This is a genomic window from Mycolicibacterium llatzerense (genome assembly GCF_025331195.1).
Lineage (GTDB): Bacteria > Actinomycetota > Actinomycetes > Mycobacteriales > Mycobacteriaceae > Mycobacterium > Mycobacterium llatzerense.
On the sequence record NZ_LXOV01000003.1, the window covers coordinates 16,713 to 28,954 of the forward strand.

Here is a 12,242-nt window from a genome sequence, read left to right on the forward strand (position 1 = left end):
GTAACGCAGTCATTCTCAACCGTTCTGACGCAGGCTCGGTGCATCAAGGTCGATAAAGTGGTCGCGGAAATACTCGTTCCACTCACAACCGAGCAGAGCACGGCCGTGGTCGACCCACATCCAGGCATCGGCGAGGATCGCAATTTCGCGGTTTTCAGCATCGTAGTAATCGCCCGGAGCAACTTCGAGCCGCGCGGGGACCGTGTAGACGGCCGCGCGTGGGTGGTGCTGAACGGTGTCGAGCCCGAAGGCCTCGGCGATGGTGACGGCCGATTCCGGGGTGCCGGTGTATTGGTACGCCTCAACGATGCCCGTCGCTTCACTACGAAACATGTTGTTAGTCACGCCACTGACCCTCTCGTTTCGGTACGCCTGGCGCTTATGCCCGTGCGGCGGTGGGGGTTTCGGTGCGCAAGGCCTCTGTGACACGTCCACTGTCCCCTTCCGTTGATGTCGCGGGTTACGCCGCGATCCCGATGATGGCGCCGAGCGCCATTGATCCGGGGATTACCCATGCCAGTGGGGTCGGGATGCCCAGTAGCGCAAGGGATACCACGACCAGGGCGCCAAGGATTCCGACCCCGACAGCTTTCGCCCATCTCTGGCCCATTGAGGTTCTCCCTAGCGTGTCTGTGGGCGTCTTATGTGGTGATGGCCTGGGCCGACGTGGAAGGTCCGGCCGCCAGGAGCGGACGGAGCCGCGCGTCGTTGACCCAGGCCGGGCCGTAGATGGCATGCGCGCACCAGAGTGCGATGGCCGGCGCCGTGGGGCCGTCCAGGCGCAGCGGCGAGCAGCGATCCCCGAATGCGAATGTCACGGACCGGGTCATCAAGTCGGGGTAGAACTCGGTGACGTACTGAAACCAGAAGTCAACGAGGGTGCCGTCAGACCCGCTGCACATGATGCGCTCGTCGGTGACCAGAACGGTTGCCTGACGCGGGTCACGCCATTGTGCGCCGAGGTCGCGCTCGGCCTGCTTGCGGCGGCGGCGATTCATCACGCCCTGGGCCGCGAGCATTCCGAACATCAGGCCGGGGCTGCCCATCAGGAAGGTGGATGTTCGGCGGTAACTTCCGTCGCCGGCAATGAGTCGGCTGGCCACGGCGGATGTGCACAGGCGAGCCTCCTCGCCGTCTTCGAGCACAGGGCCGTACACCTGCGCGGCTGGGGCTGGCTCACCGCGGTACAGGGCAGCGGCGCACGCGCGCGCGTAATCCCACCAGGGATCGCCGCCGGGAAAAACTTCGATGCTCATCGTGTCCACCCCCGTGGATGTAGCTGATGCGCTGACCGTACCGCGACGGTATGACAAGCGGGGAAATTGGCGTCACGGGCGGAATCCGCGAAGCGGGGAGAGTGCCCAGCGGCGTGAGGGTCAGGGGGTGAGACCCGTCCGCCCGTGACGGCCGCCACGACGATAACACCGTCGGTGCACAGTTTTGGCGAATATGTAACGAGACCCCATGAAGCTATAGGTGAACAGTCGATATCGTCGGCGAGCCGTTCCACGGTTTGCCGAATATTCGCACATGTAGTACTGATGCACGAGTTCATGCCGTCAGCTATGGTCATCAACGCAAGTGTATCAAGGGTGTTCACGAATTGCAGTATCTGTTGTAGCATCTGGCTCAGAAATATCTGTGCCGCCATGACCAGCAAATCCGCTGGAGGGGCACTGGACACTCGGGGGCTCTATGAGCGGCGGTGCACGGCACGCGACGACGCGCTTCGGTTCGCTCGCTTTCCCCCACCCGTGGCGCGACCTGGCGCCGCCTCCAAGACTGACGCATCCCGACCGTTGTCCAGGCGTGCGTCACGCCGTAAACGCTCCAAATCCCCTCTACCTCAACGCTATTCGGAAGGCAATCATGGAAATCACTGCGCGCCCGTATCTGAACGTCGGACTGGCGATGTCGTCAGCCGCGATGATCGCGTTCACCCCGCTGGTCGCAGGGGGTGGTGTCGCTGCGCCGATCCCCACCCCCCACATCGCCACCACGAATGTGCACCTGACCGCACTCATCACGCAGGCCGACGTGGATGCTCTGGTGGCGAACCTGGGCACTGTCCTGCACTCGATCGATTCGACGGTGACCGCGGCGGCGGCGGTGCCAGGTACTACCGTGCAGGATGCGCTCAATGCTGCTGCGTCGCTGAATAATTCGTTCTGGAGTGGCTTGATCGGTGCGACCAACAACTCCGCGTTGTCGGCTCTGCTGGCGGGGTTGCGGGCGTCGTCGAGCGGTGGCCTGACCAGCCTCGCGGCCACGGCGGGGTCGCTGTCGGGAACCCTGACGTTGACCACCGGGCAGGTGGCAACGTTGCTGACCTCGGTGCTGACCGGTTCGGCGGGGACGGCCGCACAAGCGGTCGCCGCCGTCGCCAACAACCCTCTCGCACTCTCGAGCTACACCAACCTGGTGAATGTGCCGCTCAACCTCGTGGGCCTGGCGGTGAACACCGCAATCACGGCGGGCGATCAGCTCGGCGACAACGCGCTATCGGCAGCCAACACGCTGGTCCATGGCGTGACCGCGCAGATCAGCAATCTGCTGGCGGCGGTCAACGGGGTGGTGAAGTCTGCCCAGGCCATCGCGGACAACAACGTCATTGACGGCTTTCTCACCGCCGCTCAGGGCATTGTGATCGCTCCTACCTCGGCGGTCGTCGAACTCGTCAACGGGGTGTCCTCGGTGCTCACCACGTTCGGCACCACTGTGCTGGACAAGCTCGCCATCGGCGCATCGGCCATTGCGACCGATTGGGTGGGCAACGGAACCGTGCCCGGCGCGTTGCAGAACGTCGTCACCGCCATCGGCACCAATCCCCTGTCTCCCGCCAGCTACACAGCCGCCGTTGGAGCTCTCGTCAATGCCGCTGTGGACACTGGTTACCGGGTGATCACGACCGCAGGCTCTTTGGCGGCCGCACCGGTCTACGCGACAGCTGCGGCGACGATCGCGGCCGCGAAGGTGGCAGGGGCGTTCATCAACGGGGCGGCGTACGTCGCGTCCGGCCTGCTGACGATGCTCGGAACCCCGAGCTTCATCTCCCATCTCCCCCATGACCTGGCCGGCACGGTCATCACGGCCATGAACCTCACCGCGAAAGCCGTCGCGGCGGCCATCAATGGTGTGGGTAACCTGGTGAGCGCTGGTGCCTCGGCTGCCAACGCACTGGCCGCTACCGCTATCCCCGACACTACGAAGATCACCGCTGTGCGGGCCGCTCCGGGAACCACTTTGGCCGCGACGGCTTCAACGAAAGCGAAGGCGATCAGGGCGGGTGAGGCCCCGCCGAAGACCGCCGCAGCTGCGGCTCCCGGCGCGGCAGGAGAGTCCAGCACAGCGCCGGCTAAGCCGGACCACGGCGCGGCGGCGACGAAGTCGAAGGAGCCGGCGGTCAGTGTGCACCCGCCGAAGACTCCCGTACCGGCCACATCCACGGGAACCGACGACGCCACCGCAACGAGCAAGGCTAACGACGAGCCCGCCGGGGGCACTGCAACGTCCGGCAAGTCAGCCACCGGCAGCGCCGCTGGGACCCCGACCACCCGCCACGGCGCCGAGGGGAAGGCCTCTACCGTGAGCAACTCTCCCGCAGACAGCGGCACGGGCAAGCACAGGCCGCCGGCGAGCACAGCCGCCAGCACCAGCGCGGCGGCCGTATCGTCGGAGTCGGGCGGGCGGCACCGACGCAGCGAGAGTCCTTCCCGGTCGACGTCCGGCGAGGGCAATAACGCGGCGCACGCGCACACCTCGGCAGGTGGTGCCCGGTGACCAGTTGCCGGTAGGACCGAGCCCCGGGTGTGGTGCAGCCTCCACGCCCGGGGTCCTTGCTGACAGGGGCCGGATTGTCAGGGGCGGCAACGCTTTTGGCAACCGGAGAGGATTTCAAGGGGGGGCGGGAAGTGATGGATCAGTGGACACGGCACGCACGGTGGGCTCACCGAGACATGTACCCGCAGCTGGTCGCTGAACTGTTCGACACCAGCACCGAATGCCTACTGCAGGACATCGCGGCGGGCTCGCCGGTCTATCCGCGTCCGCGCGAAGTCGGCTTGGGTAATCCGACGTGGTCCGAACTGGCGGTGTTCAGTGCGATCTGGGAGCGCTTCCCCGCCCTTGGCCCGCGTATCCCCCGGCTGTTCCCTGATCCTGGGTCAAGCCGTGCCGCCGAATTCGTCGGAACACAAGTCCTCGCGCTGGGCAGCAGGCTCAATGTCCACCGGTACGGCGTTCACCTGTGGTTGCCCGGGGACAGCCGCGGTGTGGTAGCCCTCGCGTATCGGGCCGGGGCCGACGACGTGTGCGCGCCCGCTGCCGCCCGGCTGTTGCGCGAGCTCCCGACGGTCAGTGCGGTCATCGTTCCCGAGGTGCGGGCAAGGACGGTTCCCGGAGGTCAATTCGGGGACCATCAGCCGTCGGTTCACGTCGCCGAGCGCGGCAGCTCGCCATTGAGCGCATGGGCCTGGTTCGACGTGGTGGCCCTGCTGCGCACGGACATCCCCTGGTTCTCTGATGGGGCCGACCTCGACACGATCGTGTCCTGGCACCCAGGCGTACCGGCGAGGCCCTCCGCAGTTGACCGGGCCGGGTGCTCGGCCCTCATCACCACGGTCAACCACCTACGAAAAGGGGCGTGAGCGCGGTGACTGAAAGCCTGGGCCGGCGCGGCACCCAACCTGCGCAGGAACCGGACATTGTGTTCGCGCTGCCGAGCCGTCCATCGATCGAGGTCGGGCGGTGTCTGCTTCTGGCGGCAGTATTCGCGTGCGGGATGTGGAATCTGGTCACCGGCGCCGGCGGATGGGACACGATTCCGGCTATCGTGCGCATCCTTGCAGCGATCGCATTTGCCGCACTGGCACAACACTTCGTGCGCGGCGCACTCGATCATTGGCAGACCCGCCGCCGGGCTCCACTCGGGCCGGCCGCCGAACGCATCGACTCCCCCGACACTTCGTACTGACCGACCGATGTGCACGCAACCGAGGACGCATCGTGGTGGTGGCGCGGTTGTCCTGTGCGCCAGGCGAGTTCACGAGCTGCGCCACGCGGATCATCAACCAGTCCCGCTGCCCGACCCGTGTTGTACCCTGGGAGATGGCATTCGCGGGTGCCACGAATCTCGACATACGACTGAACCGCCCACATCGGACAGTCACCTTCACGATCGAGACAAGACCCCTGGTTTCCGCACCACCCAACGAAGATGGTTTCTGCGCAGATGTGGGCTGGCAGAACAACTCTCTTTGAAGGGATCGCGCCGCAATGCGTAAAGATGAATCGTCCTATCAGGCCGCCCGGCAGTATCAGGCCGACCATCCCGGAGTGTCATACACCCGGGCCAAACGGATCGTCACGGCCTCCACGACCACCACTCGAGCGGCATTAGCGGCGTCGTACCACGGTCCCGATGGTCAGCCAGTGCTGGTGAACTTGGAGTGGCCGTCCGATTTCAGGGCCAGTTCGAGTTCTGGTCCGCACGCCGTCATGATCGGCGCCGACTCCGCAGCACTCTTACCGTCGCTGGCGAACAAGCTGTCGGCCGCCCAAGACGAACGTGACCTCGAAATCGTGTACAGCACAGCAGAATCGCCGGTCTACAGCATCGGCGCCAAGCACACGCATCTCACCCATCAGCAGCTCGTCGACCATGTAGACGGCCTGGCCTGCACGCGCCAGGACATGCTGAGGCAGAACAATGTCCCTGACATCGAAAAGGCCCGCGCCGCCGGTCACCGCATCCCGACAGTGGTCGTGTTCATCGACCGGCCCGACTTGACGTTGGTGGAAGCCATCATCGGCTGGTCGCGGATAGGTCGCGCGCTGGGCATCGACTTCGTCGTGGCCGGCGAATCGGCTCCCGGTCCGGAGAGCGACAATGACGTGGCCGGAGGCGACCTGTACCGCGCAAATCTCGACAGGGCGGTACCGGAGATGGACTATCTGCGCAAAAGCGGCATGTTTTCGGTGGTTGTGTCCGTCGTGAGCGCCGGGCGTGCCGCCCTTGTGGTCGATGAAAAGCGCCCCGTAGCCGACACCGTCACACGGGCCACCGAATTCCTGTTTACGCCGGCGGCGCGGTTGTGGCGCCCATGAGCGCCAACGAGCGCACCGTCACAGGCTCGAAAGTGGGCGCTGAGCCCACCGATGCCGACATCGTCGTGGCGGAAAGAATTGGGCCTGAACGAGATTGCACGCTGATCGCCCGGTCGGACGGTGTCGCAATCTGGCACACCGACAAGTCCGCAGTACGGGACGTACCGCTGTGGCTGCCGCCGTTCGGGTGGGAGGCGCCGATCGGGCTCTATCGCGGCGTCGACGCCGACGCGTTGGGCCATGTCCTCGAACATGGCCTCGACGTTCCGTCAGGGTGCGCGTTCTTCGCGACCGGGCATGCGGACAAAGCCTGGGAGTATCCGGCCACCAGGAGCATCGCTGCGATGCTCGTGCTCGACGGCACCAAAGCGGAACCCAGTTACGTGTGCAGGCCCTCCGGTGCTGACGACGCGTGGCGGCCCGATAAAACGTTATATCCCAACGCATACGTCGATAACGGGCGGATAGTCCATACACGTTTCGACGCTGACCGCGGCACCCGGTGCTGGCAGGATGAGCAGATGTACGGCCACTGGATTCCCGGCGCCGCCCGCGACGCACTGATCGCCATCGTGCTCGGAGGTCCTCGGACGGCCATCCAAACACGGCTGGAGGGGCTGCAACGTCGCGGCTCGTACCGAGTGGAAGTGCTGCCTGGCTAAGGTCCATGACGTTGGTTACACGAACCGGCTCACGCGAAAAGCGTTAAGTCGTCCTGTTCTTCTCTGACCGGCGACGGTTCATGCTCCGCAGCGCGGCGCTTCCGACGCGATCGTTGACGGCAGGTATCGGAGCAGTTGAGGCGGGGACGACCGGTCTTCGACTGGGACAATTCGCTGCCGCATTGGGAGCACACCGTGGGCCGCAGAATTTCGTGACATTCGTCGGGAGTTTCGTGACATTCGGGGAATGCCTCACCGCGCAGCCACAGAAGCCGGCCGACGTTGGTCGGATGGTCGGCATCACGTCGTCGGCTCGGACGGTCCCAGCCTGGGTGGGCCTTGCGGCGGGCTATTGGAGTGAAGCCGGCGGCACGCAAGGAAACGCCCGTTTCGCCATCCTGGGTGTACGTGATGATGCGTTTGGCGCCAAGTTCGCGGCAGATGCGCCAGACCGCTCCATAGAGCGCTGAGTTGGCGTTACGTGTGCCGTCTGTACAGGTTCGGCTCACTTCCAGGGTGTCGCCGCCGTCGTCGAACAGTCGGGCCACGGGGCGGCTCACGATGGCCACGCCCACGAGGTCGTCGGTTCCCTTGATCCGGACACCGATCGACAGCTTGTGACCGACCGGACTGCCGTGGTGGCGGTGGTGTCGTTCAACGAACGCCTGGGCTTCGCGCAAGGTGATCACCTTGGTGCTGAGGCGTGGTCCGCGATTGCTCACTGTCGGTTCGCTTCCGGGGGCTGCGTCCATGGATAAGTGGGGTCGACGTATTCGTCGCGGGACAGGATGAGTAAGTCGGTTGGGGTGTGCATGTTGTCGACGTATTGGTGGCAGGGGCGGTGGCGGGCACCTTGCATGAGACTTGTGAGCTGCTCGATGATCGTCGCCGCCAGAGTTGGGTCGATTCGCCAAGTGACGTAGGTCGGGTGGAGCTCGATGTCAGCGGCGCCAGGCTCGATGTTGAACTCGTGGATGACGCCAGCGTGCTCCAGTCGCGAGCTGCCATTCTGCGCCGCGTCGCGCAGCATGGCCCGGAGGTCGTGTACTCCGGTGCGGTCCATGGTCAGCAGGACTGCGTCGTCTCCGTAGTGGAATTCGGTGAGGTAGTTGATGCGAACGATGCCGAGCATCGGCGGCTGGCTGTTGCCCGAATTCAGCGACATCAGTACTTGCGGTCCGGGTGGGAGCGCGATCCGGATTCAGCTGACAGGTCGGGCCGGCAGTTCGGGCACAGATCGCCTGCAGCGGAGCAGACCCAGCCGGCACCTTCGAGGTAGACAGTCAGGAGTGCGTCGCATTCTTGGTCGCTGATCGGCTCGTCGGCCACCAGTCGCACCGGAAGTTCGACCGTGCACCTGTCGCACGAGGGCACCGCTGCGCGGCTGAACTCGCCAACCATCACCACCCCGCGCGGGGTGTACCGGAAGTGGTCACCGTCGGGCACGATCGTTGGCTGAATGTGGTCTGGCATTTCTGTACCCTCTCTGCGGACTGGTCAGGCGGTAATCGCTTGGCGTTGAACTGTTTCGATGCACCGGGTGACGTTGGTGACGAGTCGTTCGGGGACGATGACGCCGACGTCGTCGAGTAGGAAAAGTGCCTTCGTGTGGGCGGCTTGGGCCTCGGTGGGTGAGGTTCCTGGGTGTGTTGCCGTAGACATCAGCTTGCGGGCTTGGTCCAGTTTGCGTTTCTCGGTGTCGGTGAGGCGGCGGTCCTGATGGACGATCCCGATTCGCGCTTTGCGGCGCGCATTCTGGTCAGCCTCGAGGAATGCCTGTTCGGCCGCGGTGGCGGCCGCGACGAAAGCGTCGATCGCGGTGTCGTCGGAGGGCGCGGTCTCCAGCTTGAGGCTCTGCGCGGCACCGAAGGCCGTGTAGAAAGAGGCGGTCGCCGGTTCGTTGGTGTCGCTGAGCAGGGGTCGGGTGAAGTACACGGATTCGGGGTCGGTTTCGAATGCCATGAGTGCTTCCGCGGCGATGGTGTAGCTGGCGAGGCCGATGGCCCAGCGGTCGAGTTGCGCTTGTCGTGCGACCTCGCGGAGGGCCTTACGGTGGCGGCGTTCATCGATCGCTGACCACGTTTTGTATCCGGCGTATCCAAGTCCGCCGCCGCCTGCTGCCACGGCAGCGGCGATGATGAACGGTGTCCAGTCGATGGGCGTCGACGGTTCCGCTGACGCTGGCGGCGCGGCGTATGGGCTACTTGGTGCAGGTTTCGGCGCGACCGATGTGGTGGGCGCTGCGGCCGTGGTGTCCGGCGCGCTGATCGGATCGAAAAGGTGATCGAGCAAGCCTGGTGTATGTGCATCACTCGGCCGAGGGGCGATGTAAGCCGCCATCGCCGGCATGAAGTTCAGCGGGACCAGGGCCATTCCCGCGAAAAGTACCGGTGCGAAGGCATACCCGATGCCCCTGCCGTTCAAGTTGATTAGCCGGAACAGGCACGAGATCGTGCCGATCAGCATGATCGGAACGGTCACCACGGAGATGATGGTGTGAAGGTTCATGATTCACCTTGCGAAGTGGTCGATGGCCCTGGTGTGGACCGTATCGTTGCGGTCTGACATCCGAGTGTTGCTGGACGCTCTGGACGGGTGGCTGTACACCTCGAATATACGCACTCTAGCGGTGGCTGTACACCCTGTGCGAGAATTTGGTCATGCCGAACCAGCACCGATGGCCCGCGACCTCGATTCGTATCCGGCCGTCGCTGCGGGAGCGGTCGAAGATCGCGGTGCAGCCGGATTCGACGCTGCGCGAACACATTGAGGGTTTTCTGTTGTGGTTGGTTGGTGACACCGACGAGCTGCCACCCCGGCCCGGGCAGCAGGTGCCCAATGAGTTCGGCCATCTCGACGAGAAGCATTAGCCCACTCCCGCAACGTATTAGAGGCCGATGCTGTGGTCCCCTCCGGAGTCGCGTTCGCGGTTGGTGTTCCGCCCTGGGGGCTGGTGACCGGCGCCGTTTTGGCGGTCGATGAGGCGCTGGAGCACGATCTTGGCGCCTTCGGGTAGACCCGACTTGCTCAAGTCGAGTCGTTCGAGTGTGTTGTCCGCCAACGGGACTGGCCGCAGGGTTTGCACCACGGTATGCAGGTCGCCGCGGGCTGCGGCGATGCCCCGCAGGAGCTCAGCGGTCGTTTCTGGTTCTGAGCGGAACTCCACGACCACTTCGAGGGATTCCTCGTCGGTCGCGGTGACGGTGACCTCGTCCACGGGGATATCGGCGTCCTCGCAGTCGTTAAAGAATTCTTCGACGTCGGTCTCGCACTCGGCTCGGAAGGAGAAGATCGTCCCCCAGGTCTGGTCGTCGCTCGCGACGGCGCGCTCCCTCTCTCGCTGCATGTCGCGTTGCTTTTCGAAGTAATCGTTGGCGCGGTGCTGCTGCATCAAGAGTTCGGCGGCTCGGTAGCTGGCTGCGTCGGGCAACCCGGATTCAGCCACCAGAGCGGGGGTGGGGTTGAGTTCGAGGGTCCAGCCTGGTTGACGTCCCGATTCGAGCATCCGTTCTTCGGCGGCTGCGGCTTTGGCCTGCGCGGCTTCGCTCTGGGCTTCCATGCGCAGTTGTGCGGTCAGGGTGCTCAGTTCAAGTCGTTTGGCCTCAAGTTCGGCGGCGTGCTCGAACTCCCCCAGGCTGGTGTTGTCGAAATCGTCGAGCTCTCCTTGTAGCCGGGCGAGCCGGGTTTCCAGACGGGTGCGGTGATGCGGAATGTCCTTGTACGCGTTCTCCATTCGTTGCAGGAGCCCACGGGCTTTGGCTGCGTGGGTGTCGCCGCCGATGGTGGGTGCGGTGGCGAGTACTTCGGCGTCCTCGATGGCGACGGTGGTGGAGGGCACATCGAGGGTCAGGCGCAGCTGGCTGTTGATGTAGCTGCGGCTGGCGGTGATGCCGATGCCGTTGATCGTGGCGCCCAGGGGTCGGGTGTCCCAACTGCTGGCGTTCTTCAGTTTCAGGAAGGCGTCCCGGCATGCGGCCGCGAACGGTTCGGCGGCGTCTTTGCGTTCGGCGAAGGATTTACCGCCAACAGCGACCTGGAGGGGTTGGTCGGCGCTGCGGGTGATGGTCTCGATGATCTGATCCAGGTTGGCCAGTTCTTTACCGGTGGCGGCGAATTCGCGTTCGGTGTCTCGGCGTTGGCGGTCGCGGCGCACGCCGGCGTCCAGGTGCGCGTTTTCCAGCGCGGTGAGCCGTTTGACGTCGTCGTCGAGCTGGACTTGCTTGACGTATCGGGGGTCTCCGGTGGCGATGGCTTTGGTTTCGGCGGCCGCACCCGAGATGTCCCCTCCCCCAAGGTCTTCGATTTCGTCGATGTCGACGTTCTCGCGTTTGACCTGTTCGATGAACTTGGCTTTGGCTTCGACTTTCTGCCACATGACGGTGTCGAATGCGCCTTCGGTGACGTAGGTGAGGATCTCCACTTCTTCGTTCTGGTTGCCCTGCCTAATGATGCGTCCTTCACGCTGCTCGAGGTCGGCCGGGCGCCACGGGACGTCGATGTGGTGCAGTGCGGTGGCCCGCGTCTGCACGTTCATTCCGGTGCCCATCTTCTCGGTGGAGCCGATGAGGACGGCGATTTCGCCGCTGCGGCAGCGGTGCTGCAACGCCAGCTTCTCGGCGGGTTTTGCCGCGTCGTGAATGAACGCGATCCTGTCGGCGGGCATCCCGCGTGCGATGAGCTCGTCGCGGATCGCACCGTAGATCGTGAACTGCCGCTTATCTTTTGACGGCGTGCCGCGGTCGCAGAAGCCGATCTGAAAGCCACCACGGAGCGGTGAGATTTCGCCGGTATCGGCGTCGCGGTACACCCGGTCGGCGCTAGCGCGATACACGCGCATCATTTCGTCGGCGACGCGGCTCGCCCGGGACACCGCGGGGGCGGGCAGGTTCGCCATCCGGGGATCCAGGCTCACGTTGCGGCCGTCGTTGGCGCATTTGAGCGTGTTGTCTTTGTCCGGCCGTCGCGGGTCCAGGTGGTCCAGGCGCCAGCCCAGGTCGGTGATGAAGTCTTTGACGACCTGATCGGGCACCATGCTGATCACCGATCGGTGCCCGTCGACCAGCTTGGGCAGCGCCATGGGCACTTCATCGCGTGTAACGACGTCGGTGAAGATCGACGACAGCGACAGCAGTTCGGGCAGGTTGCAGAATTTCCCGACGCGGGTGACCGGCCGCAGTGACGTTCCGGTGGCATTGAATTCGACGGTACTGATTGTTGTGGTGAACGCCGCGCCCCAGTCGTTGATGTCGGCCACGCCGGCGGCGGCGAGAAGGTCGGGCCGCAGATAGTTTTGCATGACCCATAATTCCCCCAGGCTGTTCGCCACGGGGGTTCCGGTCGCAAAGGTGGCGACGCGTTCGACGATCTGGTCGCGGCGTAGCCCGGCCGCGCGACCTTCCTCCCGGCGACGCTGACGAAGGACGTCGAGTTTCATGGCGAGGTCTTCGGCGCGCTGCGCGCCGCTGGCGCAGGACA

Annotated in this window: 14 protein-coding genes; 6 read left to right on the top strand and 8 right to left on the bottom strand. The window is 64.7% G+C overall.

Features of this window, described 5'->3' with window-relative positions; all coding sequences use genetic code 11:
- Positions 1–15: 15 nt before the first annotated feature.
- From A7G45_RS14640 to A7G45_RS14650, 3 genes are all read right to left on the bottom strand, one after another.
- A complete protein-coding gene (locus A7G45_RS14640) occupies positions 16–345 on the bottom strand; it encodes a hypothetical protein (RefSeq protein ID WP_260938290.1) in 330 nt (109 codons plus the stop codon).
- Between the two features lie 115 nt (positions 346–460).
- Positions 461–610 (bottom strand): hypothetical protein, encoded by a 150-nt coding sequence (locus tag A7G45_RS14645; protein ID WP_260938291.1) that lies wholly within the window; start codon positions 608–610, stop codon positions 461–463.
- Between the two features lie 31 nt (positions 611–641).
- On the bottom strand, positions 642–1,256 hold the full coding sequence (locus A7G45_RS14650) for a hypothetical protein (RefSeq protein ID WP_260938293.1): 615 nt from the start codon (positions 1,254–1,256) through the stop codon (positions 642–644).
- Between the two features lie 613 nt (positions 1,257–1,869).
- Between A7G45_RS14650 and A7G45_RS14655 the strand changes: the two genes are divergently transcribed.
- The 5 genes from A7G45_RS14655 (at position 1,870) to A7G45_RS14675 (ending at position 6,767) form a co-directional block, all read left to right on the top strand.
- Positions 1,870–3,780 carry an autotransporter outer membrane beta-barrel domain-containing protein gene (locus A7G45_RS14655; protein WP_260938295.1) on the top strand — a complete coding sequence of 637 codons (1,911 nt, stop codon included), beginning with the start codon at positions 1,870–1,872 and terminating at the stop codon, positions 3,778–3,780.
- A 134-nt stretch (positions 3,781–3,914) separates the two neighbouring features.
- Positions 3,915–4,646: a hypothetical protein gene (locus tag A7G45_RS14660; RefSeq protein ID WP_260938296.1), complete on the top strand. Its 732-nt coding sequence runs from the start codon at positions 3,915–3,917 to the stop codon at positions 4,644–4,646.
- Complete coding sequence (locus A7G45_RS14665; RefSeq protein ID WP_260938298.1) at positions 4,643–4,972, top strand: hypothetical protein; 330 nt, start codon at positions 4,643–4,645, stop codon at positions 4,970–4,972. Before A7G45_RS14660 ends, A7G45_RS14665 begins: the two co-directional genes overlap by 4 nt.
- A gap of 524 nt (positions 4,973–5,496) precedes the next feature.
- Entirely contained in the window at positions 5,497–6,105 is a 609-nt protein-coding gene (locus A7G45_RS14670; RefSeq protein WP_260938300.1) for a hypothetical protein, read from the top strand.
- Entirely contained in the window at positions 6,102–6,767 is a 666-nt protein-coding gene (locus A7G45_RS14675) for a hypothetical protein (RefSeq protein WP_260938302.1), read from the top strand. The genes A7G45_RS14670 and A7G45_RS14675 overlap by 4 nt, the downstream gene beginning before the upstream one ends.
- Positions 6,768–6,796: 29 nt before the next feature.
- Here the strand turns inward: A7G45_RS14675 and A7G45_RS14680 are convergent, their stop codons facing one another.
- From A7G45_RS14680 to A7G45_RS14695, 4 genes are read right to left on the bottom strand one after another with little or no spacing between them, the layout of a single operon-like run.
- Positions 6,797–7,447 (bottom strand): XF1762 family protein, encoded by a 651-nt coding sequence (locus A7G45_RS14680; protein ID WP_260938304.1) that lies wholly within the window; start codon positions 7,445–7,447, stop codon positions 6,797–6,799.
- Positions 7,448–7,485: 38 nt separating this feature from the next.
- Positions 7,486–7,932, bottom strand: coding sequence for a hypothetical protein (locus tag A7G45_RS14685; RefSeq protein WP_260938307.1), 447 nt, complete (start codon positions 7,930–7,932; stop codon positions 7,486–7,488).
- Positions 7,932–8,240 carry a hypothetical protein gene (locus A7G45_RS14690; protein WP_260938309.1) on the bottom strand — a complete coding sequence of 103 codons (309 nt, stop codon included), beginning with the start codon at positions 8,238–8,240 and terminating at the stop codon, positions 7,932–7,934. Before A7G45_RS14690 ends, A7G45_RS14685 begins: the two co-directional genes overlap by 1 nt.
- Before the next feature lie 24 nt (positions 8,241–8,264).
- Positions 8,265–9,275, bottom strand: coding sequence for a hypothetical protein (locus A7G45_RS14695; RefSeq protein ID WP_260938311.1), 1,011 nt, complete (start codon positions 9,273–9,275; stop codon positions 8,265–8,267).
- A 152-nt stretch (positions 9,276–9,427) separates the two neighbouring features.
- On the opposite strand from A7G45_RS14695, the gene A7G45_RS14700 reads away from it, so the two are divergent.
- Positions 9,428–9,637, top strand: coding sequence for a hypothetical protein (locus tag A7G45_RS14700; RefSeq protein WP_260938312.1), 210 nt, complete (start codon positions 9,428–9,430; stop codon positions 9,635–9,637).
- 17 nt (positions 9,638–9,654) lie between these two features.
- Here A7G45_RS14700 and A7G45_RS14705 read toward each other — a convergent pair.
- Positions 9,655–12,242: helicase-like domain-containing protein (locus A7G45_RS14705; protein WP_260938314.1), on the bottom strand; the 2,588-nt coding region annotated here is incomplete at its 5' end.

Excerpts from the sequence above, each read along its gene's own strand:
- A7G45_RS14645 (WP_260938291.1), bottom strand. The coding sequence starts at position 610 with ATGGGCCAGAGATGGGCGAAAGCTGTCGGGGTCGGAATCCTTGGCGCC.
- A7G45_RS14650 (WP_260938293.1), bottom strand. The coding sequence starts at position 1,256 with ATGAGCATCGAAGTTTTTCCCGGCGGCGATCCCTGGTGGGATTACGCG.
- A7G45_RS14655 (WP_260938295.1), top strand. The coding sequence starts at position 1,870 with ATGGAAATCACTGCGCGCCCGTATCTGAACGTCGGACTGGCGATGTCG.
- A7G45_RS14660 (WP_260938296.1), top strand. The coding sequence starts at position 3,915 with ATGGATCAGTGGACACGGCACGCACGGTGGGCTCACCGAGACATGTAC.
- A7G45_RS14670 (WP_260938300.1), top strand. The coding sequence starts at position 5,497 with ATGATCGGCGCCGACTCCGCAGCACTCTTACCGTCGCTGGCGAACAAG.
- A7G45_RS14675 (WP_260938302.1), top strand. The coding sequence starts at position 6,102 with ATGAGCGCCAACGAGCGCACCGTCACAGGCTCGAAAGTGGGCGCTGAG.
- A7G45_RS14685 (WP_260938307.1), bottom strand. The coding sequence starts at position 7,932 with ATGTCGCTGAATTCGGGCAACAGCCAGCCGCCGATGCTCGGCATCGTT.
- A7G45_RS14690 (WP_260938309.1), bottom strand. The coding sequence starts at position 8,240 with ATGCCAGACCACATTCAGCCAACGATCGTGCCCGACGGTGACCACTTC.
- A7G45_RS14695 (WP_260938311.1), bottom strand. The coding sequence starts at position 9,275 with ATGAACCTTCACACCATCATCTCCGTGGTGACCGTTCCGATCATGCTG.
- A7G45_RS14700 (WP_260938312.1), top strand. The coding sequence starts at position 9,428 with ATGCCGAACCAGCACCGATGGCCCGCGACCTCGATTCGTATCCGGCCG.